General features: G+C 34.6%; 26 protein-coding genes and 2 pseudogenes. 6 read left to right on the top strand and 22 right to left on the bottom strand.

The genetic code is table 11. The features are described from left to right. Positions 1-91 precede the first annotated feature (91 nt). Together U860_RS0115320 and spxA are read right to left on the bottom strand one after the other, a co-directional pair. The gene (locus U860_RS0115320) at positions 92-226 is read right to left on the bottom strand and encodes a BA3454 family stress response protein (RefSeq protein WP_025149240.1); all 135 of its coding nucleotides are present in this window, start codon (positions 224-226) and stop codon (positions 92-94) included. Between the two features lie 49 nt (positions 227-275). Continuing rightward, entirely contained in the window at positions 276-671 is a 396-nt protein-coding gene (gene spxA, locus U860_RS0115315; RefSeq protein WP_025149239.1) for a transcriptional regulator SpxA, read from the bottom strand. Between the two features lie 677 nt (positions 672-1,348). Here spxA and U860_RS0115310 point away from each other — a divergent pair. Next, on the top strand, positions 1,349-1,693 hold the full coding sequence (locus U860_RS0115310) for a helix-turn-helix domain-containing protein (protein ID WP_025149238.1): 345 nt from the start codon (positions 1,349-1,351) through the stop codon (positions 1,691-1,693). Positions 1,694-1,772: 79 nt separating this feature from the next. Here the strand turns inward: U860_RS0115310 and U860_RS0115305 are convergent, their stop codons facing one another. The 5 genes and pseudogenes from U860_RS0115305 to U860_RS0115285 all read right to left on the bottom strand — a co-directional run bounded on the left by U860_RS0115305 (position 1,773) and on the right by U860_RS0115285 (position 5,321). Next, on the bottom strand, positions 1,773-2,510 hold the full coding sequence (locus U860_RS0115305; RefSeq protein ID WP_025149237.1) for a GntR family transcriptional regulator: 738 nt from the start codon (positions 2,508-2,510) through the stop codon (positions 1,773-1,775). A 31-nt stretch (positions 2,511-2,541) separates the two neighbouring features. Beyond that, complete coding sequence (locus tag U860_RS0115300; protein WP_025149236.1) at positions 2,542-3,603, bottom strand: oxidoreductase; 1,062 nt, start codon at positions 3,601-3,603, stop codon at positions 2,542-2,544. A gap of 362 nt (positions 3,604-3,965) precedes the next feature. Then, a pseudogene (locus U860_RS0115295) lies at positions 3,966-4,397 on the bottom strand (class I SAM-dependent methyltransferase); the annotation flags it as partial. Between the two features lie 33 nt (positions 4,398-4,430). Continuing rightward, positions 4,431-4,757 (bottom strand): helix-turn-helix domain-containing protein, encoded by a 327-nt coding sequence (locus U860_RS0115290; protein WP_025149234.1) that lies wholly within the window; start codon positions 4,755-4,757, stop codon positions 4,431-4,433. A 219-nt stretch (positions 4,758-4,976) separates the two neighbouring features. Next, entirely contained in the window at positions 4,977-5,321 is a 345-nt protein-coding gene (locus U860_RS0115285; RefSeq protein ID WP_025149233.1) for a winged helix-turn-helix transcriptional regulator, read from the bottom strand. 458 nt (positions 5,322-5,779) lie between these two features. Between U860_RS0115285 and U860_RS0115280 the strand changes: the two genes are divergently transcribed. Both U860_RS0115280 and U860_RS0115275 read left to right on the top strand, forming a co-directional pair. Further along, positions 5,780-6,790: an aldo/keto reductase gene (locus U860_RS0115280; RefSeq protein WP_025149232.1), complete on the top strand. Its 1,011-nt coding sequence runs from the start codon at positions 5,780-5,782 to the stop codon at positions 6,788-6,790. A gap of 120 nt (positions 6,791-6,910) precedes the next feature. Further along, entirely contained in the window at positions 6,911-7,327 is a 417-nt protein-coding gene (locus U860_RS0115275) for an SRPBCC family protein (protein ID WP_025149231.1), read from the top strand. A gap of 48 nt (positions 7,328-7,375) precedes the next feature. On the opposite strand, the gene U860_RS0115270 is transcribed toward U860_RS0115275, so the two are convergent. From U860_RS0115270 to U860_RS0115245, 6 genes are all read right to left on the bottom strand, one after another. Then, positions 7,376-7,942, bottom strand: a complete 567-nt coding sequence (locus U860_RS0115270) for an SGNH/GDSL hydrolase family protein (RefSeq protein ID WP_025149230.1) — start codon at positions 7,940-7,942, stop codon at positions 7,376-7,378. Between the two features lie 15 nt (positions 7,943-7,957). Continuing rightward, a complete protein-coding gene (locus U860_RS0115265; protein ID WP_025149229.1) occupies positions 7,958-8,782 on the bottom strand; it encodes an MBL fold metallo-hydrolase in 825 nt (274 codons plus the stop codon). 28 nt (positions 8,783-8,810) lie between these two features. Beyond that, entirely contained in the window at positions 8,811-9,368 is a 558-nt protein-coding gene (locus tag U860_RS0115260) for a hypothetical protein (RefSeq protein ID WP_025149228.1), read from the bottom strand. A 27-nt stretch (positions 9,369-9,395) separates the two neighbouring features. Beyond that, a complete protein-coding gene (locus U860_RS0115255) occupies positions 9,396-10,262 on the bottom strand; it encodes a phosphotransferase (RefSeq protein WP_025149227.1) in 867 nt (288 codons plus the stop codon). A gap of 110 nt (positions 10,263-10,372) precedes the next feature. Further along, entirely contained in the window at positions 10,373-10,864 is a 492-nt protein-coding gene (locus U860_RS0115250) for an NUDIX domain-containing protein (RefSeq protein ID WP_025149226.1), read from the bottom strand. Positions 10,865-10,869: 5 nt separating this feature from the next. After that, complete coding sequence (locus tag U860_RS0115245) at positions 10,870-11,619, bottom strand: Nif3-like dinuclear metal center hexameric protein (protein WP_025149225.1); 750 nt, start codon at positions 11,617-11,619, stop codon at positions 10,870-10,872. 84 nt (positions 11,620-11,703) lie between these two features. On the opposite strand from U860_RS0115245, the gene U860_RS0115240 reads away from it, so the two are divergent. Beyond that, positions 11,704-11,913, top strand: coding sequence for a hypothetical protein (locus U860_RS0115240; protein ID WP_025149224.1), 210 nt, complete (start codon positions 11,704-11,706; stop codon positions 11,911-11,913). Positions 11,914-11,944: 31 nt separating this feature from the next. Here the strand turns inward: U860_RS0115240 and U860_RS0115235 are convergent, their stop codons facing one another. From U860_RS0115235 to U860_RS0115220, 4 genes are all read right to left on the bottom strand, one after another. Next, positions 11,945-12,844, bottom strand: a complete 900-nt coding sequence (locus tag U860_RS0115235; RefSeq protein WP_025149223.1) for a PhzF family phenazine biosynthesis isomerase — start codon at positions 12,842-12,844, stop codon at positions 11,945-11,947. A 12-nt stretch (positions 12,845-12,856) separates the two neighbouring features. Beyond that, positions 12,857-13,420 carry a GNAT family protein gene (locus U860_RS0115230; RefSeq protein WP_025149222.1) on the bottom strand — a complete coding sequence of 188 codons (564 nt, stop codon included), beginning with the start codon at positions 13,418-13,420 and terminating at the stop codon, positions 12,857-12,859. Between the two features lie 144 nt (positions 13,421-13,564). Continuing rightward, positions 13,565-15,067 (bottom strand): class I adenylate-forming enzyme family protein, encoded by a 1,503-nt coding sequence (locus tag U860_RS0115225; protein ID WP_025149221.1) that lies wholly within the window; start codon positions 15,065-15,067, stop codon positions 13,565-13,567. A 135-nt stretch (positions 15,068-15,202) separates the two neighbouring features. Next, positions 15,203-15,736, bottom strand: a complete 534-nt coding sequence (locus U860_RS0115220) for an NAD(P)H-dependent oxidoreductase (RefSeq protein ID WP_025149220.1) — start codon at positions 15,734-15,736, stop codon at positions 15,203-15,205. 124 nt (positions 15,737-15,860) lie between these two features. Here U860_RS0115220 and U860_RS0115215 point away from each other — a divergent pair, with 124 nt between their 5' ends. Continuing rightward, a complete protein-coding gene (locus U860_RS0115215; protein WP_025149219.1) occupies positions 15,861-16,184 on the top strand; it encodes a helix-turn-helix domain-containing protein in 324 nt (107 codons plus the stop codon). 297 nt (positions 16,185-16,481) lie between these two features. On the opposite strand, the gene U860_RS35160 is transcribed toward U860_RS0115215, so the two are convergent. Both U860_RS35160 and U860_RS36445 read right to left on the bottom strand, forming a co-directional pair. Then, on the bottom strand, positions 16,482-17,282 hold the full coding sequence (locus U860_RS35160; RefSeq protein WP_025149218.1) for a hypothetical protein: 801 nt from the start codon (positions 17,280-17,282) through the stop codon (positions 16,482-16,484). Between the two features lie 80 nt (positions 17,283-17,362). Further along, positions 17,363-17,494, bottom strand: a pseudogene (locus tag U860_RS36445) (hydantoinase/oxoprolinase family protein); the annotation flags it as partial. A gap of 260 nt (positions 17,495-17,754) precedes the next feature. Between U860_RS36445 and U860_RS0115200 the strand changes: the two are divergent. Further along, positions 17,755-18,957, top strand: a complete 1,203-nt coding sequence (locus U860_RS0115200; RefSeq protein ID WP_025149217.1) for an ankyrin repeat domain-containing protein — start codon at positions 17,755-17,757, stop codon at positions 18,955-18,957. Positions 18,958-19,235: 278 nt separating this feature from the next. On the opposite strand, the gene U860_RS0115195 is transcribed toward U860_RS0115200, so the two are convergent. From U860_RS0115195 to U860_RS0115185, 3 genes are all read right to left on the bottom strand, one after another. Continuing rightward, positions 19,236-19,511, bottom strand: coding sequence for a metalloregulator ArsR/SmtB family transcription factor (locus U860_RS0115195; protein ID WP_025149216.1), 276 nt, complete (start codon positions 19,509-19,511; stop codon positions 19,236-19,238). 263 nt (positions 19,512-19,774) lie between these two features. After that, positions 19,775-23,125 (bottom strand): glycosyltransferase, encoded by a 3,351-nt coding sequence (locus tag U860_RS0115190; RefSeq protein WP_025149215.1) that lies wholly within the window; start codon positions 23,123-23,125, stop codon positions 19,775-19,777. 173 nt (positions 23,126-23,298) lie between these two features. Beyond that, positions 23,299-24,583 (bottom strand): hypothetical protein (locus U860_RS0115185; protein ID WP_025149214.1); only part of this gene is annotated, 1,285 nt, incomplete at its 5' end.

Below are 24,583 nucleotides of genomic sequence, written 5' to 3'. Positions count from 1 at the left end.
TATTCTATACGAGCTCACCAATGTCTATTAGTTTCATTTAGCTTTTTGAACTATCTTTTATCATTTATGCTTTTTAAGTCTGAAAATAAATTTAAAGATTCCATTGTTTCTTGACTTGTTCTTCTGCTAACTGTTTAATTTTTGTCCATATCGTATCTTTACTCACAATAACATTTGTTTGGTAATTTCTATTTTTATAATTAACTGTAACAAATACTTCAATCATCTCCTGTTTCCTCCTCTCAAAAAAACTTTTCCTTACAAAATATTACTTATTAATTAGCCAATTTTTGCAATTCAATGTTCAAAAATGTCCGAACGCTACGTGGTAAAAATTTGCGAATTTCTTCCTCGTTAAAACCAATCTGTAATCTTTTTTCGTCAAGCATAATTGGCCGACGTAACATTTGAGGATACTCAATTATTAGTTTATAAAATTCATTAAGCGAAAGTGCCTCGATATTTATATTTAATTCCTGAAAAGTTTTAGATCTAGTTGAAATAATTTCAGTAGCACCATCTTCAGTTAAACGAAGAATCGATTTAAGTTCATTGACTGTCATAGAATTTGATACGATGTTTTTTTCAATATAATCAATTTGATGTTCCTCGAGCCATGCTTTTGCTTTTCGGCATGAACCACAGCTTGCTGTCGTATATAGAATTACCATATTTTAAACACTCCTTTAATGTTTTGTATCAAATACACAATTATTTCAAGTATGGGTTATTGAAATGTATTAAAAAAAATTACAGTTTAGAATCAAATTCACGTAATATTATTTATTCGGCAATATTTAATTTATCTTAACTATCCATTTCTTTTTAAAATGATGCTTTAATAAAATTACTGTAACTACATTTTACAGACGGTGGCAATATGCCTATACCTCACACAATTCACTTCCAAAAACCATACTGTAAATTTAAACTTTACAGTTCTATTAATCAACTGTTAAATGTTGGATTTATTCTATCGACATAACAAATAGTTTTCTTTTGTGTGACTTTCCTCATAAAGTTGATGCAAACTAACTCAATTGGACCCATTCCAAATGTACTTTAAAGTACATTTTATTCATTTCTTGCTTACATGTGCTATTATGGAATATATTTAGCATAATAAAAAGTACGCACTTTAAAGTATTATAGGTACTAAAAAGTAACATATGAACTTTCTAGTACAGTTCTGCTCACTTCCCTCTTATATGAGTTATTATGAACTATATTTAGCACAATAAATAGTACGCACTTTAAAGTGGTATAGGTACTAAAAAGGAATATTTTTAGTACCAAAACGTATTTAGCCCCAAAACTGAAATCTAAATTCATCAAAGGAGGGTTTTTTATGAAGACATACAATATTCCTGTAGAGGCGACTTTAGAAGTTATTGGTGGAAAGTGGAAAGTTGTTATTCTTTGTCATTTAAAGAAAGGAACAAAAAGAACGAGTGAATTAAAACGTTTAATGCCTGGTATTACACAAAAAATGCTAACACAGCAATTACGTGAACTAGAAGAAGACGATGTAATCCAAAGAAAAGTATATAACCAAGTACCACCGAAAGTAGAGTATTCTTTAACTGATTATGGTTGGTCTTTAGGAGCAATACTAGATTCCCTCTGCACTTGGGGAGAAGTTCATCTTGAAAAAAACGGGAACACGTCCATGCTTATTACAGCCGATGAATAATAACTGTTCCTACTATATGTGTAAATTCTATGAAGACATAAAAAAAAACGGTTGAGACAATACTTGCCTCAACCATTTTTTATGACTCTTTATAACTTTTTGCCGTAATCACTGTTTCAAATTCAAAGGTTTCTGGCAGATGATCGGCGTAAGAATATTCGAATGTTCGTCCATCCGTCAAGTAGGCCACTTGTTCGACTCGCATTAGGAAATCCTGATTTGTTAAATTCATAAACTGCTTTTCTCTATCATCTGGACGAATTCCTTTGATCCTAACAACGGATGTTCCCACTTCTAGACCAAGTTTATTTTGAATGTGCGAGTATATCGACACCTCTAAAACCGAAGCTTCAACACCTGGGATGACCGAAATAGGCATCCATGTATGCTCCATAATCGTCGGAATACTATGGATGATGCGGAGGCGGATGATTTTATAGACGAAATCACCGACTGAAACCCCTAATTTTTCAGCAATTATTTCATCGGCACCGACAATCGTAAACTCGATAATTTTACTTTCTACCTCACTGCCGTAAATGGCTTTTGTACCTGTTAAGGTTTGAATCATTCGTGCCTTTTCCTGCTGACGCCAATCTTGAACCACTGTTCCGCTTCCGCGCCGGCGGATGATGTAGCCGTCTCTAACTAACAGATCCAGCGCTTTTTTTATAGTAAGGGCTGAAACGCCAAATGCTTCAGCAAGGACGGGGCTACTCGGAATTTTTTCGTTGATTTTATATTCACCGTCTAAAATTTGCTGTTTAATTTTTTGATAAATGCCGAGGTATTTTACTTGAGTTGATCCACTTGCCACTTCCCTACCTCCTTTTATACTTAACTACCTTCTATTCGTTCCAATTTAAAGCTTCAAGTTTGTAAACTGAAGGTGATGGTACAGCAAATCCGTTTTCCAAGATTTCAATATTCGTTATCGCTTCTTCGTCTTTCACAAGTTTTGTTGCACCATTTACGATTGTTTCGTACGCTGCATCATAGAAACGACCGTAATCACCAAGCGGCGTTTTAATTTGTTTTTCAATCCAATCACCGTTTGCGTTACGATATTTAGCAACTCCATAGTACATCGGTGAATCTTCACCAAATCCTGCACTCTCAGGCATAATACCCGCCTTCAGATCATTTTCCTGCTGATCTTCACCGTATTTAATAAATGATCCATTTGTTCCATGAACGATAAAGCGTGGATAATCTTTCGCTACAACATGATTGGTTTTCAATTTAATTTTCAGTTGATTTCCGTAATGTAGACCAACATCGAAATAGTTATCAACCGCACCTTCCACTTCATTATTACGAATATCGTATGTCACCGTATCCGAACGGCCGAATAGTGAAATCATGCGGTCCATCGTATGAATACCTAAACTGTAAAATGAACCTTCTTCTTTTGGACCTTCGTGAGTGATTGAACCAGGACGGAAATAATCAATATGTGATTCAACCTCAACAATATCACCGAGGAATCCTTGTTCAACAACTTGCTTCATAGCTAAGAAATCACCATCAAAACGGCGGTTTTGGTAAGGCATAACTACCACACCTTTTTCTCGGCCTAAAGCTAATAATTCTTTAGCATGTTCAACTGTATCGCAAAATGGTTTTTCAACGATAACTGATTTCTCAGCAAGTATAACTTTTTTCGCCAATTCGTAGTGCGTATGCGCTGGCGTGCAGATCGTCACCACTTGAATTTCTTTGTCATTCAACAATTCGTCCAAATCAGTAGTGAAGTAAACACCTTTTTCCTCATATGGAGCCGCTAATTCTTCATTAATTTGGCGTGCAAAAATCATTTTTACTTTTATATTTTTACGTGTTTTTACATAAGGTAGGTGATAACGGTTCGCTGATTTTCCAAATCCAATAAAGCCCATTGTTAATGTCATGTTCTTCAACTTCCTTGCTCATAAATTTTCGCCCCTATATTTATTATATATTTTTACAATCAAAAGTATATAGTTTTGTTTTTAAAGTTATATATTAAATTAACCTTTTGACATGCTCATTTCATTACATACTTTTTCAGTTTTATTCTCCATAGCTCTTATAGTTATAGAAATCCCATTCCACGAGAAATCGCAAAAGCAATTTATATTTTCAACATGCTGAAAAGCATCTAAAATATTAAATAAAAAAGTCGAGATAAAAATCATTTTCTGATTTCTATCTCGACTTTAAGTTATGGACTTATGTCCTACCATCATTTTATTTAAACTTGATGAGTAAAGAGCTATTAGATTACATGCTCTTATTCATACATATAAGAACGTGTCATAGGAATTGTATCATTAACGCCTTTTGTAAATACAAATTGATGTAAATCAATATTACCTGTAAAGAATGAAGCTGCACATGCATTTAAATATAAGCGCCACATACGAATGAATCGCTCATCTTTCGTTTTGTGAACTTCCTCCAGTACGTTTTCAAAATTCCGAGCCCAATGCTGTAATGTTTTACCGTAATGTCTACGTAAGCTTTCAACATCAACAATGAAAAATTGTTCGTTTGTCATGTTCGTGATTAATTCGTTAACAGCAGGAACATATCCACCAGGGAATATATATTTTTCAATCCAACCATTAGTAGCCCCACCATTAGTTGGCGAAGTAATACAATGAAGAAGAGAAATCCCACCGTCGTTTAGTAGTTTATTAACTGAAAAACACCACCTCGTCATTAGGTGGTGTTTTCAGTATTACATATAGAGATTTCACTTAACTTTATTGTTTTTTCTATCTATGCATCGTTCTCCCCATGCGGTTAATAAATTTAATACATTTTGTAAAGACCACCCATAATCAGTTAGGGAATATTCTACTCGAGGGGGAATTTGTTTGTAAATTTTACGTGTAATCACACCGTCTTCTTCCAGCTCACGTAGTTGCTGCGTCAACATTCTAACAGAAATTTCAGGAATCAGCCGTTGTAACTCGCTCGTTCGCTTCGTTCCTTTAGTTAAGTGACATAAAATGACGACCTTCCACTTCCCACCGATTATTTCTAAAGTTGCTTCTATAGGTATATTATATTGTTTCACGCAATCTCCTCTCCTTTTTTATAAATTCCTTATCTATTGTTGCGTAAAACTAAATAATTTTCTATACGGCACATTTTAGTTCCTACAGTACAAAAAAGTACCTATATTACCGAAAAGTAATTATGCCACTTAAAAACGCATTTATAAAATCTCCTTCTATAGACATTGCAAAACAAAAAGAAAAAACGAACATATTTCTGTTCGTTTTTTCCTTTTTTATTATTCGGCTGCTGTAATAAGCATGGACGTGTTCCCATTCTTCTCGAGATGGTATTCTCCCCAATTACAAAGGGAATCGAGTATAGAATCTAAAGAACGACCGTAATCAGTTAAAGAATATTCTACTTTTGGTGGTACTTGGTTATACACTTCTCTATGGATTACACCATCTTCTTCTAGTTCACGTAATTGTTGTGTTAACATCTTTTGTGTAACACCAGACATTAATTGTTTTAATTCGCACGTTCTCTTTTTGTCTTTCTTTAAATGACAAAGGATAACAACTTTCCATTTTCCACCGATAACCTCTAAAGTTGCCTCCACAGGGATATTGTATGTCTTCATATAAAAATCTCCTTTAATAATTTTATAAGACAAATAAGCTAAAAATTTTAAATGTTACTTTTAAGTATCTATAGCACCTTAAAGTACGTACTTTTTATTGTGGTAAACATGTTTCATAATAGCATACGTAAACAGTAAATGAGTAGTACGGCACTAAAAAGTACCTAAATTACTTTTTAGTATCTATAATACTTTAAAGTACGTACTTTTTATTATGTTAAATACATTTCATAATAGCATATGTAAGAGTTGAGTGAGCAATACAGTATTAGAAATTACCTATGTTACCTTTAAGTACCCATCGTACTTTAAAGTGCGTACTTTTTTAACTGTTTCAATACTTTTATAATGCATTTTATCAGACGATGAAATGACATGTGATTTGATCAGTTTTTGATTTTCACATCCATTCACACTGATTAATCAATTTTTAAATAAATTTTAGGAGGATATCTTTAATGAGTAATTTACTACAAGAAAAAATTGGTTTTGGTACAGCACCACTAGGTAATATGTACCGTAATATCCCAGAAGAAGAAGCAATCGCTACAGTGGATGCTGCTTGGGAAAATGGCGTTCGTTATTTTGATACAGCTCCACTTTATGGATCTGGCTTAGCAGAGATTCGTCTTGGTGAAGCACTGTCGAAAAGAAATCGGGATGATTACTTTTTAAGTACAAAAGTAGGTCGAACTATTTCGGATGAACTTGAAGATCCATCTGCACGTGATTTAGGTGAAAAAGGCGGACTTTTCGAATTTGGTCGTAAAAATAAAATGATCAATGACTATAGCGCAGATGCAACCCTTCGCTCTATTGAGCAAAGTTTGAAACGTTTAAAAACAGATCATCTAGACTTTGTTTTTATTCATGATTTAGCACAAGACTTTTATGGCGACGAGTGGATTTCACAATTTGAAACGGCTCGAACAGGAGCATTCCGTACGCTAACACGTTTACGTGAAGAAGGAGTCATTAAAGGTTGGGGACTTGGAGTAAACAAAGTAGAATCAATTGAACTTATGCTTGATTTGGAAGAAGCGAAGCCAAATATATCCTTGTTAGCTGGTCGTTATTCATTATTAGACCACGAGCGTGCCTTACAACGAGTAATGCCTGCAGCTGTAAAGCATAATATGGATATTGTTGTTGGCGGCCCATATAGCTCAGGTGTTCTTGCTGGAGGTACTCACTTCGAATACCAAAAAGCGTCACCAGAAATTATTGCAAAAGTTGAGAAAATCAAAGCTCTTACAGACCGTCACGAAATCAGCATCAAGGCTGCTGCATTGCAATTTTCACTAGCTAATCCAGCAGTTGCTGCTGTTGTTCCTGGTGCAAGTAAACCTGAACGAATTGCAGAAGACCAAGCTGCATTGAACACAGTGATTCCAGCAGCATTCTGGGAAGAAATGCGCGAACAAAAACTAGTAGCACCTAATGCACCACTACCAATCAACGTGAAATAAAGTGAAACTTTAATCAGTGGGGATTTTACGGGCAGACCGACTCCCCACCTCATATTCGCTGAATTTTGAGGTGAGAGTCTTATTACCCGCAAATAGCGAGATAAAAGGAGCGTAATGGATATGGCACATACTACTACATCTATGACAATTTTTGCTTCACCTGAACAAGTATGGCAATTAATTGGAAGTTTCAACTCCCTTCCAGACTGGTTACCTTATATACCTAGCAGTAAAGTAACTGAAGGCGGTCGTGTACGTCATCTAGCTAATCCAGATGGTGATACGATTATAGAGCGCTTAGAAGTATTCAATGATAAGGAGCGCTACTACACGTATTCAATTATGAATGCACCATTCCCAGTCACTAATTATCAATCCACGATCCAGGTTAAAGAAGGTACTGAAAGTAACACATCGTTAGTAGAGTGGTCTGGTAATTTCACTCCTGTAGGGGTTAGTGATGAAGAGGCAATTAATCTGTTTCATGGAATCTACACCGATGGTCTGAAGGCATTGCAACAAGTATTTCTAGATTGATTCCTTTAAAAAGAAACCGTGAAAAGCAAAGCGATATCGCTTTGCTTTTTATAAAATCCCTTTTAACTTTTCACCAATTAACTTCGCTAAATACTCATAACCTTCCGGTCCAAAGTGTAATCCATCTTTTTCATCATCTTCTACGAAGCTTTTATAATTCGATTCTTGAATCATTTCAGCATACAAATTTAGAAAATGACTTCCTGTTTCTTTCGCCACTTCCTCTACTACTTCTGCATACTGACGGAGTATTTTGTTTGTTCTATTATACTGTCTTTCTTCATCAACTGGTGCAGGACTAATGAGTAGTACTTTTTCTGATGAAATCTGATCCACAATCTTCTCTAAGTTTTCTTTGTATGCTTGTAATGGCACTTGAGCAAAAGAGACTGCATCATTCGTACCTAGAAAAATTGTTACAAAGTCTGGTTTATATGATAATACATCCTCTTCAATACGTTTTAACGCATCAAATGTATTATCCCCTGGAACACCCGCATTAACTACCTTCAAATTAGGAAACACCTCTTGCAAACGTGGTGTTAATCTCGGCGTTCCATCGAAAAATATTTCATCAGCTGTAATACTATCACCAAAGCATACTAACGTTTTCATTAATCTAGCACTCCTTTACGTATGAAATAGCTTTCCTTCTATCGCTTTAATATATCTTTCCGCAGAACGTTCAACTGCCTCATTTGCATTTTCTTTTACTACTCGGTGAAAAGCATTATATAGACGATTAAATTGTAACGGTTTTACTCGATTCGCCATTTCCTCAACTTTTCTCGCCGGTAATGGAATTAAGTTTGGATAGCTATACATGAAGCTTACCCACTGCTGATCCGCTACAACTTGAATAATATCACCTGTTAGTAAAATACCTTTCCCATCATTTCCTTCTTTCCAATGTAATACAGAACCACCACTAAAATGTCCTCCGAGACGATGTACAGTTATTCCATCCGCTAATTGTAAAGACTCGCCAGACCAATAAATAATACGACTACTCGGGCGCATAACCCACTCTTTATCGTCTTCATGTATATAAATTGGTACATCGAATGTCTCTGCCCATTCTACTTGAGTTGAATAATAATGCGGATGAGATAGTGCAATCGCATCTAATCCGCCCCACTCTTTTATCTTCTCAATTGTCGTTTCATCTAAATAAGTAATACAATCCCATAGTAAACGATACGATTCCGTTTTTACTACATATCCCGTTTGACCGATCGCAAATTCTGGTTTTGTCGTAATACTATAAAGCCCATTTTCTTCTTCTATAATTTCATTTTTATATGTATCACTAGTTTGCAAGTTTTCTAAAGTCGTCCAAGACTGCCCTTTCGGATTAATATATTGTCTCTCCTCATCACAAATAAGACAACTTACCGGTTCCTCTACACTCGCTGCATACTGAACGCCACACGTTGTACAAACGAAATTTTTCATAGTTATTCTCCTATCTCTATATTTTTTATTAAGCCGATATTTGTTGATAGTTTTCTGCCCTTTTATTTTCAATTGATAGGCTTATAAGCGTAATTAAATAGACAACTGTAACGGCTAGTGGAATTACAGTAAATCCTTTTTCCGCAAAAAGAATCCCACATACTGACGTTACTAATACAGTCCCCACTGATAATAATCCATAACTTTTACTCTCATAAATCCATACATACGGTAAAAAATGAACTCCCACTAACACCGCCACTACAAAAGGTAACCACTCTGGAAATTGAAAATATGCAAGCAATACAAGCGGAATATTTAATACATTTATCGCACCAATTACTCCACCTAAAGTCCCTAACGGATTCCCTTTCGCAAACATATCAATTTTTAATATGGCAGCTAACATTAAGCCAAAAGGAAATACACAGCCCATACCAATTAAATATACCCACACAACTTGTTTTTCAGAAAGAACAACACCAGTTATACTTGCTATAATCCAAAATAGAAAACCCGCTAGTACAACAGGAAATCCCCTTTTCGTTTTTTGCGCTAAATCTTTTTTCACTTCTGAAACGTTCATTTCTATATCTCCCCCAAAATATAAGTGCTATAATGTCGTCTTATTTTCGCTATCGAACATAATCTCATTCATCCAATAACGCCAAGCTACTAAGTAATCTTCTAAATCTTTTGGGTGGTGTCTTATACACGTATCTATACGTAAATATAAGCCTATGACTATTTCCTCATACAACTCTCGTTCTTCTTTATAAAATATGCATTGCTTCATCACATAACCAATCGCTTCTTTCGTTAAATCTTCCGGAGTTGAACAGAACGCGTAAATTAAATCGTATATAGGATCTCCTAAGACTGGTAAAGGATCTATCACACCATATAACTTATTATCCCGAAATATAAAGTTATGGAATCCAAGATCACCATGTATTAAAAACGGCCTATCCATTCCAGTACTTCTTTTTGGACTATTTACAAGTGTAAGAACAAGCTGATGTTCTTCATCACTTATGTACTGCCTCAAATTTTCACGAGCTTCCATTACATTTGTTAATAAAAATTCTGCCCAAGATTGAACCGGACTATCTTTCCAGCCCCATCCATCTACCTCTGGAACTATTTCATACGTATTATTTACTTCTTTTACAAGTGTACAAAGTGTGCTCCTCTTATACCCAAGTTCGCACGAGGTAGTCCCTACAAGAAAGGAATACACAATATATCTGTTTAAAGGATCCTTAAACAAAAGTGTTGAAAATAAAGTATTCCCATCATAAAAAGAAAGAAAATCAGCTTCTTCACGTACCACTTCCGATTTATTCAACTTTACAACGTATTTTTCGTCCAACAAATATACAGTACTTGTCGTTCCCCCGTTCAACACTTTAATGCTTTTCGGATAATATGAAATAATCTTCTCATTAACTAGTTGTTCAGCGATTATTGAAATGTCCATTTCCCCCACCCTTAATTCCGAAGATTCCCTCAATTCAAAGACACCCTTACTATTATTTGACAAATATAAAGAAAAACCTCCTAAAATCTTAATATAACAAAGATTGATTTTTATTTTATTAAGACTGCCTCTTTCAATATTTCATCACATAATTCATTCCATTTATGATAAAGCGATGCGACTTCTTCAACCCTAATAAACATCCTGTTATCGGACTCATATTCACCATTAAACTCATATACTTCGGTTATATCTATTCGATAGAACGGCTGATATCCTACTTTCGGATACGGGCTATCTGCATTCCAATTTGGATTATCACTATGATCAACGATAATATATCCAAGTAAAGTGCATTCTCCTTTTACATACCCTTCTTCCCACGCTTCTCTTTTAAAACATTCTTCTGGTAGCTCCCCTTCCTCTATATGTCCACCAGGAAAGTCCCAACCACGATTATGATGATCAATTAGCAACACTTTATCATGATAAAAACAAAAGCCATGCACGCTCGTAATCTTTTCGTACTCGAGTAATGTACAATCTTTTTTCCACGTTAATTTCACTTTTGCTTCCCCATAATTGGCGTATATTGTGACCATTTTCTTTACTCCAAATGCTCTTCATTTAATCTAGTAATTTCAATTGTAGAATCTCTTCCTTTTAATTTACGAGCTAAACTTTCTACACCAAATACTTCTGTAAACGTATGGCTACCTACAATTAAATTAATCCCCTTAAATTTTGCATGTTGCACCGTATATAATGTTTTTTCTCCTGTTATGTACGTATCACAACCTTTTGCTAGTGCACGCTCAATAAGATTTGTATTGTTCCCTGCACCCGTTAAAATCGCAATTCGTTTCACTGGTCTATCGTGATTTTCCCAACTCTTCACACTCTCTTCCATTTTCTCTTCAAGTTTTTCAACTAATTTTGAAAATGGAATCGCTTCTTCATATTCTCCTATTCCCGGTAGCTCTTCTTCCTCATACGTGGAATATTCCAGTATTGTATCTATCCCAATTTCTTTAAACAACGACGTACACGTGCCAAACTTTACGAAATCTAACGGCAAATGAATCCAAAAATGATTCATTTCATATTGTTTTAGTTTCTCAATACAAGCCTCTTCCATACCGAATAAAAAGCTCCACGGTGCATGATGTGTAAGTATCATATCGACACCATTTCTGTATGCTTCTTCAATTGTTTCTAGCGTCAAATTTGTTGTGTAACCTATTTTGTGAAATTCCTCTTTACTTATGTGAGTAAAACCATACTCATCATCACCGTATTTATTAAGGTGTTCTTCAAAAAGTGATGTAATATGTTCATTAAACTGCGTTATATTCATTTTCATTTCTCCTTTCATTTACTTTTATATTTCATAAATAAGGAAATACTAAATAACAACGTTACATACATATAGGAGGACATTATGAAACCAGAATTTTTAAAAGCTATACATGAAGCGATTGGAAATGTCGAACATATTCATATAGAAGAAAGTGGTGCAGATAGTTTACTCATTCACCATGATGATGCACAGCAATTAAAACAAGTCGCTGAAACATTAGAAAATAACAATTTCCGCTCTACTATAAGAACAACTGGAGATGCTTCGTATATTGAAGTGTTGAACAGATAAGGAAGCCGGCTATACGACCGGCTTTTCTCTTTTAAATTGAAACTTCAAACTCCTTCACATACACAGCAGTTCCAGCAATATCTATTTGTAACTTCTCATTTTCTACATCTTTCGTTACATAAACCGTTACACGACCATCTTTATTTATTTCCTGTCCCTGTTCAACAATTAACTCCAATTCATGATCAAAATCTTTCTCCAAATACGTCGCATAATAGGCTCCCATTACACCTGAAGCCGTTCCTGTCACTGGATCTTCAATTGTTCCAGAATAAGGTGATGAAAAATGACGACCGTGCATTTGTACCTGTTCATCATAAGTTTCTAAACAAACTGGATGAATAGAAGCCTTTGGTACTTCTTTTAAAACCGATGGAAATACATCATTATTAGGTTTCATTCTCTCACATGCATCAAGATTTTTAATAGGTACAATTACAGTCCAATTACCTGTACTTCCATATATAATTGGTAGACTTACATCTAAATCGTTTACCTCCAAACCAATACTATGAGCTAATTCTTCTTTTGAACCTGTAAAATCTTTAAACTTAGGTGTTGCTTGTCTCATTTTAATAAAGCTTTCTCCAGTTTCATTCGCACCTATTTGTATTGGTAAAATCCCTGCCTTCGTTTCAATCGTAAGGTTTGTTTTCTCTTCTAATAAACCTCTTTCGCGCAAGGCATATATAGTACCAACTGTCCCATGACCACATAAATCCATTTCATAACCAGGGGTAAAATAGCGCATTCTTATATCAGCTACTTCTGAAGAAAGAACGAAAGATGTTTCGTTAAATCCAACTTTTTCAGCAATACGCTGCATTTCCTCTTCCGTTAATCCCTCTGCCTCTAATACAATACCTGCTGGATTTCCCTTATTCGGTTTATTCGTAAATGCATCGTAATGAAGTACGTTTATGTTTTTCATTTCTTTATCCCCTTACTTGTTCATTTCATTATTTTTATAATAAACAAGGAAATCCACCCACTTACCATTTTCCAAAGAAAATGCCACTCTTTTGCATTCAAAAGAAAATCCCGCTCTTTCTGCCAAACGAATGGATGGCTCATTATCAACATTTATATGTAATTCGATTCTATGAAATTGAAGACTATTAAAAAATAACGGTAGTGCAGCTTTTACACTTTCTACTCCGTATCCATTTTTCCAATATTGATTATGAATAGAGTACCCCATCATTGCCCATTGATAGTCCATACGTAAAATTTTAATGAGCTCTAGCTTTCCAATATTCGCACCATCTTCTTTCACAAAAATACCTAATATATACATTTCATCTCGATGTGCCGCTTCATCAAAACCTCTTATCCATTCCGTAAACCATTCTTTCGTTGAAGACGACATATCATGATAGCCATCATCATATTTATGTTGAGATGGTAACCTCTTATTGAATCCATCTAGCCAACTTTCATAATCCTCTTTTTGAAATGGACGAATAATAAGTCTCTCTGTCTCTACTTGTAATAGTGGCAGCTTCATTTATATCTCTTCCCTCAATTATTGATTGAATATTCTTTATTATCTTACACAAAATACAAAATCTAGTAAATTATTATGTTCTTTATAAACAAAAATCCAGTTATGCTTTGTACATAACTGGATTCCTCATCGTTTAATCATTTTTTATTTTACAAGTACAATTCCTCTTAATTCCCTCTTCAACACTTTCCCTAAAGCGTTTTTCGGTAATTCGTCCATAAATACAACTTCTGGTATTTTATAGTTTGCTAGTTTTCTTTTACAATGTTGAATAATTTCTTCTTCTGTTAAAGATGTTTTAATGTCTTTTACAGTGTAAGCTGTTGGAATCTCCCCCCAAAAGTCATTTGGGACTCCAACTACTGCAACTTCTAGAACACCATTTATTTCATGAATTACATCTTCTACTTGATCTGGATATACGTTGTCACCACCGTGCACGATAACATCTTTATATCTTCCCATAATATGTAGGAATCCATCATCATCTATCATGCCGGCATCACCCATGTTAAACCAATTATCTTTCACTACCTTCTCTGTCGCCTTTTCGTTGTTCCAATATCCTTTAAACATGTAAGGACTTCTTACGTGGATCTCTCCAACTTCATTCGTTGCTAATTCATCACCCGTTTCTGGATGAACAATTTTTAACTCTACATGTTTAAGTATTTTCCCTACAGAAGACATTTTTTCTTTTCCCATATTTGGATGCCATGAGGTTACTACCCAACCTTCTGTACTACCATAGCCTTGCACCATATATATTCCTTTTTCCATATATTTTTGAATGAGCGTTTCTGGTACTTTTGTACCACCGCTTTGTGCTACTTTCAAAGTCGAAATGTTACGCTCTTTTTTATTAAGTTCATCAAGCATATAACTATAAACGGCTGGGAACGCAAGCATCGTAGTAATTTTCTCTTCTTCAATCTTATCCCAAATAAGAGTAGGATTCGAATCAGCTAAGAAGATCATCGTAATGCCATGATAAATACAATTTAAAATAGAAAGCACGCCACTCATATGAAACAATGGGTGCACTGATAAAAAGCGTTCACCTGCTGGAATTTCTCTTTGCCCCGCAATCTCGGTAAAATAGCGATGTAAGTTTTTATGACCAATTACGCAGGCTTTTGCACTTCCAGTCGTTCCTGAAGTAAATAAGAAAATAGCATCATCGTCTTCATAAACTGCCACGTTCGGTTCTGTTATTGGCTGTTCTTGTAGTTTTAATTCAAAAGCACCGAAACCTTCTTTTGTTGTTTCAATTACATTAGGAATTTCTTTAACTGCATCAACCTTTAATACAACTTCACTAAATTCATCATCAATAACTAACACTTTTAATCTCGCTTCTTTTACAATCGATTCTAATTCATAAGCAGTAAGCTGATGATTAAGCGGAATAAATACCGCTCCAATTTTTAAACTTGCCATCATAATTGTTGGAAGCGGGTGATTGTTTTTACATAAAACTCCTATGCGCTCCCCTTTTTGCACACCGCTATGTAACAAGTAATGCGCAAGTTGATTTACTCGTTCATTATATTGTTGAAACGAATATCTTTTCTCTCCCCCAACAAGCGCTTCCAAATTTGGTGATTGCATGGATCTTTTTTGTAATAATTGCTGCATCGTTCTCAAGTAAAACTCCCCTTTATATATGTTAGGTTTTTTATTTTACCATATTAACTATTAATTCACTAAAGATTACACTTAGTTAATATAAAGCGAATAAAAAAATAGCCATCTACTTAACAAGTAAATGGCTATTTCCCCTTATATATTAGAATACTCCTTATTCATCACATATCGCACATACTCCGGTGCACTTTTATTAATCTCTTTATCACTTAGTTTATATTCCGCACCATATAAATAAAATGATGGCATAAATTCCATTCCTGTATATAAGCAGGTAGCGTGAAATGGTTTCGTCAACTCATCCATCGTAATTCCGCTATTTTTATAGTCATTTTCTAATCCACCTATAGAAATAGCTACACCAAACTCTTTCCCCTTCACTTTATCCCCTTTAGATCCGTAAGCAAATCCATATGTTAATACATCATCGAACCATTTTTTTAATAATGGTGGTGAGCTATACCAGTAGAGCGGAAATTGAAATATATATCGGTCGTGCTCTACTAACAGCTTTTGTTCTTCTTCAACATTAAACTCCCAATTTGGTGCCGCTTTATATAATTCATGCACCGTTATTTCATCCGAATATTTCTCAAGTTCTTCTACCCATCTTTTATTAATTCGAGACTTTTCAATATCAGGATGTGCTACAATTACAAGTGTTTTCATATATTTTCTTCCCCCTTATAAATAATTCAAACCCTTTAGTATTAGTATGAATGAGTCACATATAATTGGAAAGTACGTACTTTCAAGTGCTATAGGAACCTTAAAGTACCTTTGGAGGTGTTATATGAATCCAAATGATGATTGTCCAATCGCAACGACACTCGAAGTAATCGGTGGAAAATGGAAAGTTCATATATTATGTGTTTTGATGGATGGAAAAATGCGAACGAATGAAATAAAACGAGAAATCCCAAACATTACGCAAAAAGTTCTTACACAACAACTTCGGCAACTTGAAGCTGATGGAATTATCCATCGTACTGTATATCAAGAAGTACCACCAAAGGTTGAGTACACAATAAGCGAATATGGAAAATCTTTAATGCAAATTATGGATGAACTATTTGAATGGGGAAAAGATCATCAGATAAAAAGATTAAATGACTAAAAGAACCCTATCAACTTTGTTTCATCCTCTACGTTCATATTAGCAATCCCAAGATTTCTTCTAAGATTTTATAATAGGGTACCGTAACATGCCCATCAAGCTACGGTTTTAAAGTCCCCCAAAATGGAAATTTTGTGTTTTTATAGCACCGAAGATCATTTTTATCGTTTTTGGGGTAACTTGTTTTCTTAACTTGATGGACATGGGACGTGACCCCACATCTATCAAGCTAAGAAGCTATAATTAGAAAAATGAGATTCTTGTAAGGTTTCGTATATAAATACTATATTTCCCGTATTAAACGCTCGCTCTACTTTTTCTAATCTCAATTGTGCGTAAGCTATACAGGAGCACCCCTAGACCGAGAATTTTTTCATTATTAGACGCATTAGAACCTAATGTAATAGTAGGTACATTTAGACCCATGAACCTTTCACTCCATTCTATAGGCATATATCCTTGCTTACCGATTGCTAATGTACGTCCATCTATTGTACGGAGAGTGCTTTGAATAAAATCAAACTCGACTTCTACATCTGACAATTTTGTAGATTTATCAGTCATCAAAGTACCACGTATCATAGTAAATCCTTGTATCATTTTTTCTTTAAACATACCCATCTGGTTATAATTCGAATCATAAATTACCCAATCATATCCGTCCACTTCAGTATGAAAATATGCTAGAATTTCCCCGCTACTCGTTTCTAATCCATAAACATCTTTATTATGTAAAAAAGGTATCACTGAAAAAAGAATGTTAGATGAAACCATCTTTGTTCCTGCAATATATCCACCATCAGGATGATATAAACCAAATTGCTTGTTTCGTTTAGGTAATTCTAATACGACAAAAGTATCAACATCCCAAAACGTTGCATTACTTTTCACAGTATTTTTTTGTATCAAATTTCCTTTTCTTAACTGCCAAAATCCAATTCCAAAAAAGATAGAAGAAGCGATAACAATAAAGATAATCTGTCCCCAATTAACACGTCCCCAATCGTCATATACAGCGCATAACGCAAGAATAAAAATACCCGTTCCAATTAACAGTTTAAACTTCCCTTTTCGCTTATAGTAATCAAATAATTCCATTTCTATATTTCCACCCCTTATTTGTGTTTCCTTACCATTATATATCAAATACAAATGATATCCTCTATTCAAAAAATGCGAGTTCCACCGCCCAGCCCAATTGATAAAATAAAAGGCATCCTAAAATTAATATTTACACCACCAATAGTTACCGCTAAAGAATCCAATCTTGGAAATCCTCTTGTTAACACGCCAAGGTCATTCGTTACTCCTCATTACCATCAACCTGATGAATTTTATTGCAGCCAATTGAGGTTTCATAATATTTCACAAACTTTGTACATAAAGACTAAATAACTTAGTAAACATGAAGGCCGTTTTACCAGCAAACTAAGAAGAATGTTATTATATATGTAAAGACCAAATAAATATCAAGAATTACGGAAAGTGATGTTTATATTTTATTATTAGTTTGTTAGAAAAGCAGATTAATTACAACGATACTGTGAAACTATTAATAGAGGTGAAATAATTGAAAAATCAATATATAAAAACACTTGTCGAAATCATGTTAAAGCATATACCCAATGCAGCTGAGAAATCGATGTTATTTGCATTTTACAATGGGGTTATCACGACGTATAGTTACTTTCATTATGAATCTGTTAAAGTATTTGAACATGGATCAGAAGGACTTCCATCTAATGAAATTATGAACAATATTCAAAGAGTACGTCATACTGGAGAACCAAACTGGACTGCGTTTGTTTTAACTGTCAAAGCAAATGGTTTATATGAGGTTGATTATTATGACGATTTAAATCCTACTTTAGAGTGCAGTTCTGCACTACTTTGGCTTGCATACACCCGTTATCATATTGAACCAACCTCTGATTTTGGGAAATCACAACTGCAAAGCGTTATTAAAGCAGAAAGTTTTAAGAAAACGTTAAACTATGCTTGTATGAGGAATGACATAGAAACAGTTAAAGAAAAATTAGTAAATATTAAACCATCTGCATTAAATAAAAAAGGACCTGATAGAAAGACTCCACTTCACATTACTTGTCTAAATGGCAATATTGAGATAGTTACATTACTAGTGGAAGCGGGAGCAGATTTGAAGATTAAATATCATGGGGAAACACCTTTTGCCCTAGCATGCGGAAAAGGTACCGCGGAAATTGTAAAATATTTAATTCGTAAAGGCGAAAATGCAAATGAAATTATGGTCGGAAAAGTCACGCCTCTTCATTTAATCAGTAGTTCTGGTAATCAAGAAATTGTTCAATATATTTTGGACAGGATTACAAATATAAATGCGGTGACAAGCAGGAAACGTTCAGCTCTCCACTACGCAGTGGAGGATAACAATCTTGAAGCGGCAAAGGTTTTAATAGACAACGGTATTGATATGGAATTATTAGAAGAATACAAAAGAAGTGCATTAAGCCTTGCTTGCGACCGCAATAAACCAGAGATTGCAGCGCTGTTGTTAGAAAATGGAGCTAATATCCATAGTACAGGACAAGGAAAAATCACACCATTACATAGTGCATGTGAACGAGGCTTTATTGAAGTTGTTCGAGTGTTACTAAAACATCAACCGAACTTGCATGCGAGAGCAACATTATACAGCATGCCAAATAATGAAAAATTAAAAGAAACCCCTATTGAAACAGCCAGACGCCTTGGATACGATGAGATAGTCGACCTGATGAGCTCGCATTTATGAGATAGAATGAAAGCAAAATCAATATTTTTGTATTTTAGAGATAATACTATATCGCTATCAAGCTAATATAAAAGATACTCCTTAAAATGAAAAAACGCTATTCTTTCCTATGATTCTACAGAAAGAATAGCGTTTTTTCATTTTGAAATAGTTTAATTTTGCTAGCTTCACGCTAAGAAAAACAGAAAAACTGTTCAACAGGACGACTGTGCTATTTGCATAATTAGTGCTATGGATAGTTATATAATTTGTTACTTTGAAATCTAGTAAGTCAGCATTTAAACTAAACATGATAATATTGATTTTGTACGATTGTCCGTTACCTCATAATAAATTTCTAATCCTTTCCGAGTACCTGTAACGATTTTAGCAGCTTTTAGTTTGGATAAATGTTGACTAATTGTACTTTGGGGCATTTGTAAATCCCCATACATTGTCGTTACATTAGTAGGGCCTTTTGCAAGCATTATTTTTACTAAGGATAAACGGACAGGATGCGCCAATACCTTTAATACTTCAGCGTTTTCTTCATACATTTCTTTTGTTTCTTTCATATTTTTTCTCCCCTTTTATATAAACATTAATGATATCCATATATATAATTCGAAAGGATATACGATTTTGTGTCCGTCATTTTAAAAAAAACTATAAAAAAACCTTTAGTCCGAAACTAAAGGGGGGCCTTAGCATAATGTCTCACTTTCAATAATCAGTAATGAATAGAAATTTCGTTATGGGAGCAGAAGGTTTTATGTTACATCTACTCTAGATTCAACTAACTAAAATCAATGAAAAAGAGAGCAGATAATCTGCTCTCTTATGATGCCTCCTTATGTTCTGGAGAATGTTTAACACTCCCCATTCTCTTCAGTTTATTCCATCCTACTGCTACTCCTCGAATCGATGAGAATATAGATTTAATGACAACATAAGTCATAAATTGACGATAAATAAAGCGTTGTAAAATTAACCATGCTAATGGTTTTGGGTTCTCTTTCTCTAATTTAAATGCAAATAGTGAAGCAAGAAGATCTATGACAAAGAATACAAGATAAAATCCTAACACTTTGAGCGGATTGCTACCAAAAATCCCCATAATCATTAATATATCTGCTAAAGGTGCAATGAATTGCAGAACATATTGAAATAACCACATATTAGGCAACGCAATAAATCCTAATGTTTTATGCTTTGTATTAAACAATGCTTTTCGATGTTTCCAAAGACATTGGAGTGTACCATACGACCAACGATATCGCTGTTTAATCAAACTTTTCACATCTTCAGGTGACTCCGTAAAAGCATACGCTTTTTCTTCATATACAATTCTATGTCCTTGACGTAAAAATGTAATAGTAAGATCCGTGTCTTCTGCCAATGTATCTTCACTTAAATATCCAGATTCAACTACATTCTTTTTACGCCATGCTCCAATGGCTCCAGGAACTACTGTAATACAATTTAATTCATCAAAAGCTCTGCGTTCTAAATTAAATCCTGTAATATACTCAACATGTTGCCAAGTAGTTAACAAATTCCGTCTATTTCCCACTTTTACATTGCCTGAAACTGCCGCTACGTTATGATTTTCAAAGTGTCTGATCATTAGAGAAATAGCATCTTGCGCAATAATAGTATCCGCGTCTAAAGTAACAATGATTTCTCCTCGTGATTGTTGAAATCCTAAGTTCATTGCGGATGATTTCCCACCATTTTCTTTCTGAATTAAACGAACTTTAGGGTGTTTATGAAATGTTTCTTGAATTACTTTTGACGTACCATCTTTCGATCCGTCATCCACAACAATAACTTCAAACTCTCTATAATTACTATCCAAAATTGAGCGAATCGTCTTGGCTATTACCTTTTCTTCATTATATGCTGCTATGACAACACTAACGAAAGGTTGATAAGAAGAATTAGTAAATAAGCGAGCGCTTACTTTCTTTTTCTGCTTGAATGCAAAATATATTAAAAATAGGAATCGGAAAATACCTAATCCAATAGCAATATAAAAAATAGTTGTTAATATATGCTTTGCATATCCCATTCCTGAAAAGATAGCTTTATTGTAAAGTAAATATTGCTTACCCTCAGAAGAAACAGGAGGCATAACTTCATCTCGTTCTTTATTCATTAAATCTGAAATTGTTACAAAACTATATCCATGCTTTTTAAGGTCTTTAATAATCATCGGTAGCGCCTCTACCGTATGGGTACGATTCCCTCCTGCATCATGAAGAAGAATAACATTTCCCTCTCCCTTATAAATGGGGTTAAGAGCACGCTTTACCAATTCATTGGTTGATGGCATTGCCCAGTCCTCAGGATCAACTTTTTCTGCCACCATTGTATAGTTCATATTTTGCGCACGCAAAATAGGCATTATTTCATTTGATGAATCTGGATTAGCATCCGCTTCATATGGCGGCCTAAATAAAACAGTAGAATGTCCAGTTATTTCCTGAATTAAACGTTGTGTCGTATTCAGTTCTACTTTTGTTCGTAGTAAAGACGTATTAGCTACGTTAGGATGCTTGAAGGTGTGATTACCAATTTCATGCCCTTCATCGTATATTCTTTTTACAATACTAGCATTTAGCTGAGCGTTTTCACCAAGTATAAAAAAGGCTGCTTTTATTTTATTCTCTTTTAATATATCTAGAATTTCCGGTGTGTATTTAGGATCTGGTCCATCATCAAATGTTAATACTACTTGTTTTCCTTTTGGTTTTCCATAACGTTGCACTTCGTATGCAGATGATAGTGATTGATATACTTCATCTGTAAAATAACCATTTTTATCTACTTTATAATCTCTCAATCCATTTTTTCTTTCATTCTCAATCTGTAAAATTTCACCTTGTCCAGAATAATTCACTTCATCCAAACTAGCGATTTTATGTAATGCATCATGATTATTTTGTACCTCAATAGGATTTTTTAACACTTTCCATATAGTAGGATCTTCTGCTCCTAATCTCCATAATGCAAACCCCTTTGCATTGTTGTTCATTGCGATTTTTACTTGATTATAAAGAGTAACACCATCTAAGAACCAAGCATTATGTTCTTCCCCCTCTGTTTTATACCTAAAATAAGGGTTTCCACTAATCTTATCCCATTGAATTTTTATATTCGAATCATGAGCCATTGTCATAACTTCTGAGAAAGTTAAAGGCTTCGCAGGTTCTTTACTATTTACTTTCCAATCATATCCATAGTTACCGAAAGCGACTATAAGTTTCTCAGACGGAATATCTAGTTCATTAAGCGTATGTTCGAACCATTTATTTGAAGCAATTGGTCCTGGTTCCCCTGCTCCATAGTGCTCGTCATACATCATTACAATCATTCGATCTATCACTTTGGCTAACGCACCATAATCAAAAGCTTTATCATTAGCAGGAACATCTTGCGTAACGAGCAAATGATGTTTATGAAAGACCGTAGTAAGTTCTTTCATGAAATTTGTTAAGTTTTCTCTATCGCCCTCAGGTATTGCCTCAAAGTCAATATTAATACCCGAAAATTGATTCTTTTCAACTTGCTTTACTAAATCATTAATAAACTTTGTCTTTACACCACCTGGGGAATTCAATAACTTATGAATAAGCCCACCATCAGGACCAGAAGCTTCCTCTGTATAGTTAGTAAGTAAAGGCATAATTTTCACTTGATTTTTTTCTGCTAACTTTACAATCTCAGTTTTTATCTCACTACTAATTGTTAAGTCTGCTTTTAAGTGATACCATTCCGGTACTAACGTGGTTAATGAATCGATATTTTCTTTTAAAGAAGCTGTACTATTTTCATCCCAGTTTACATAAAAACCATAAACTTCTTTAGGTTGTTTGCTATCGTTCGTTGAATTCACCGAACTTTCATCGTTTTTCATTTCGGTATTAGGTTTGAATTCTTCTTTCTTTAACTGCTGGTCGCTAAGTTTTTGATTAATAGGTACAAGTTTAGTATCCTCTTTTACAGTAGGATTCATATTTGGAATTTCTGGTGTTGAAAAAATACTTTGAAAGAAAAAATAAAATACAATACTTATGCTAACTATTGAGATACATAGAAACCAACTAAAAGCTATTTTTCTTCTTCCTTTAGGATCATAAAAAACAGGTTTTGATTTATCTTTCTCTTGTTGAATTTTTTTCTCCATTATATCTTCTACATACTCCTTTTCGCCTTATTCTAAGTACAAACGCAAACTATATTAATAGGATACGAAAATAGCTTAATAGGAATATAGAATAATAAATTCCTTTTAGCTTTGAAATTAAACGAATCCCCATCTTCAACATTTTATGGATTCTTCTTTCCATTCCCTTGATGTTATGTGGCAGGAATGTTTTCGTCCTCATTTGCAGACCCGTTATTTTCGTTTATATTACCTTTATTTCCTTGCTGATTCTCATTATTTTCTTGTTTATATCCCCTACCGTTGTTTTCTTGCTGATGTCCATTATTTCCTTGCTGAAATCCTCTTCCATTGTTCTCTTGCTGATGTCCATTATTTCCTTGCTGAGATCCTCTTCCATTGTTCTCTTGCTGATGCCCATTATTTCCTTGCTGAGATCCCCTACCATTGTTCTCTTGCTGATGTCCATTATTTCCTTGCTGAGATCCTCTTCCGTTGTTCTCTTGCTGGTTCCCATTATTTCCTTGCTGAGATCCCCTACCGTTGTTCTCTTGCTGATGTCCATTATTTCCTTGCTGAGATCCTCTTCCGTTGTTCTCTTGCTGGTTTCCATTATTTCCTTGCTGAAATCCTCTTCCGTTGTTCTCTTGCTGGTTTCCATTATTTCCTTGCTGAGACCCTCTACCGTTGTTTTCTTGCTGGTTTCCATTACTTCCTTGCTGAGATCCTCTTCCGTTGTTCTCTTGCTGGTTTCCATTATTTCCTTGCTGAGACCCTCTACCGTTGTTTTCTTGCTGGTTTCCATTACTTCCTTGCTGAGACCCTCTACCGTTGTTTTCTTCCTGATATCTATTATTTTCTTTTATTTGCTTAGGTTGCTGTTCCTTGGATTGCTTTTGTTCTATATACTTTTGCTTCTCGTATCCTTCTTCTTTTACAGGTGACGAATTCGATGATGTATCAGGAGATGACTTTTGTTGCGAATGTATCTCCTCATCGCGCTCCTCTTGATTAGACGGCGGCGCAGGAGGAGTAAGTGATTTCCGCTTCTCATTCTCTTGTTTTATATAAACACCTGTGCCAACCCCTGCTTTCTTGGCATTCTCTCGCATTTGCATCGTACTGGTTTGATATACGACTGTAATATGTTTTATCTCATACTCTTTCTTTAATTCTTGCATAGCCTTTTCCAATTGTGGTTCTAGCGACTTGTCCTTTGTAACAGCTGTTAGCATAACTTGCTTATCATTCGTTAAGTACTTATCCTCTTGACTCTTCTTTATAATAGTACGTATTACGTCTTGCAGGTGTTTATTTTCCCATCGCTTCATTTCATTTAAAATACGCCTTCCATCATCATTACAAGCTCGCAAATCTATAACACGAAGATCCTTTGTTACGCTCACCTCTAAACTTGGATTTATATCAACTGAGACATAAGCAAATACTTTTTCTTCAGGTTGGTTGTAGAAAAACAGC

The sequence above is a fragment of the Bacillus sp. H1a genome (assembly GCF_000633475.1).
GTDB classification, from domain to species: Bacteria; Bacillota; Bacilli; order Bacillales; family Bacillaceae_G; genus Bacillus_A; species Bacillus_A paramycoides.
This window is presented reverse-complemented; position numbering and strand designations above follow the sequence as displayed.

Bases quoted from the DNA above. Each gene is read 5' to 3' on its own strand.
- U860_RS0115320 (WP_025149240.1), bottom strand. From the start codon at position 226: ATGATTGAAGTATTTGTTACAGTTAATTATAAAAATAGAAATTACCAA.
- spxA (WP_025149239.1), bottom strand. From the start codon at position 671: ATGGTAATTCTATATACGACAGCAAGCTGTGGTTCATGCCGAAAAGCA.
- U860_RS0115310 (WP_025149238.1), top strand. From the start codon at position 1,349: ATGAAGACATACAATATTCCTGTAGAGGCGACTTTAGAAGTTATTGGT.
- U860_RS0115300 (WP_025149236.1), bottom strand. From the start codon at position 3,603: ATGACATTAACAATGGGCTTTATTGGATTTGGAAAATCAGCGAACCGT.
- U860_RS0115285 (WP_025149233.1), bottom strand. From the start codon at position 5,321: ATGAAGACATACAATATCCCTGTGGAGGCAACTTTAGAGGTTATCGGT.
- U860_RS0115280 (WP_025149232.1), top strand. From the start codon at position 5,780: ATGAGTAATTTACTACAAGAAAAAATTGGTTTTGGTACAGCACCACTA.
- U860_RS0115275 (WP_025149231.1), top strand. From the start codon at position 6,911: ATGGCACATACTACTACATCTATGACAATTTTTGCTTCACCTGAACAA.
- U860_RS0115270 (WP_025149230.1), bottom strand. From the start codon at position 7,942: ATGAAAACGTTAGTATGCTTTGGTGATAGTATTACAGCTGATGAAATA.
- U860_RS0115265 (WP_025149229.1), bottom strand. From the start codon at position 8,782: ATGAAAAATTTCGTTTGTACAACGTGTGGCGTTCAGTATGCAGCGAGT.
- U860_RS0115260 (WP_025149228.1), bottom strand. From the start codon at position 9,368: ATGAACGTTTCAGAAGTGAAAAAAGATTTAGCGCAAAAAACGAAAAGG.
- U860_RS0115255 (WP_025149227.1), bottom strand. From the start codon at position 10,262: ATGGACATTTCAATAATCGCTGAACAACTAGTTAATGAGAAGATTATT.
- U860_RS0115250 (WP_025149226.1), bottom strand. From the start codon at position 10,864: ATGGTCACAATATACGCCAATTATGGGGAAGCAAAAGTGAAATTAACG.
- U860_RS0115245 (WP_025149225.1), bottom strand. From the start codon at position 11,619: ATGAATATAACGCAGTTTAATGAACATATTACATCACTTTTTGAAGAA.
- U860_RS0115240 (WP_025149224.1), top strand. From the start codon at position 11,704: ATGAAACCAGAATTTTTAAAAGCTATACATGAAGCGATTGGAAATGTC.
- U860_RS0115235 (WP_025149223.1), bottom strand. From the start codon at position 12,844: ATGAAAAACATAAACGTACTTCATTACGATGCATTTACGAATAAACCG.
- U860_RS0115230 (WP_025149222.1), bottom strand. From the start codon at position 13,420: ATGAAGCTGCCACTATTACAAGTAGAGACAGAGAGACTTATTATTCGT.
- U860_RS0115220 (WP_025149220.1), bottom strand. From the start codon at position 15,736: ATGAAAACACTTGTAATTGTAGCACATCCTGATATTGAAAAGTCTCGA.
- U860_RS0115215 (WP_025149219.1), top strand. From the start codon at position 15,861: ATGAATCCAAATGATGATTGTCCAATCGCAACGACACTCGAAGTAATC.
- U860_RS35160 (WP_025149218.1), bottom strand. From the start codon at position 17,282: ATGGAATTATTTGATTACTATAAGCGAAAAGGGAAGTTTAAACTGTTA.
- U860_RS0115195 (WP_025149216.1), bottom strand. From the start codon at position 19,511: ATGAAAGAAACAAAAGAAATGTATGAAGAAAACGCTGAAGTATTAAAG.
- U860_RS0115190 (WP_025149215.1), bottom strand. From the start codon at position 23,125: ATGGAGAAAAAAATTCAACAAGAGAAAGATAAATCAAAACCTGTTTTT.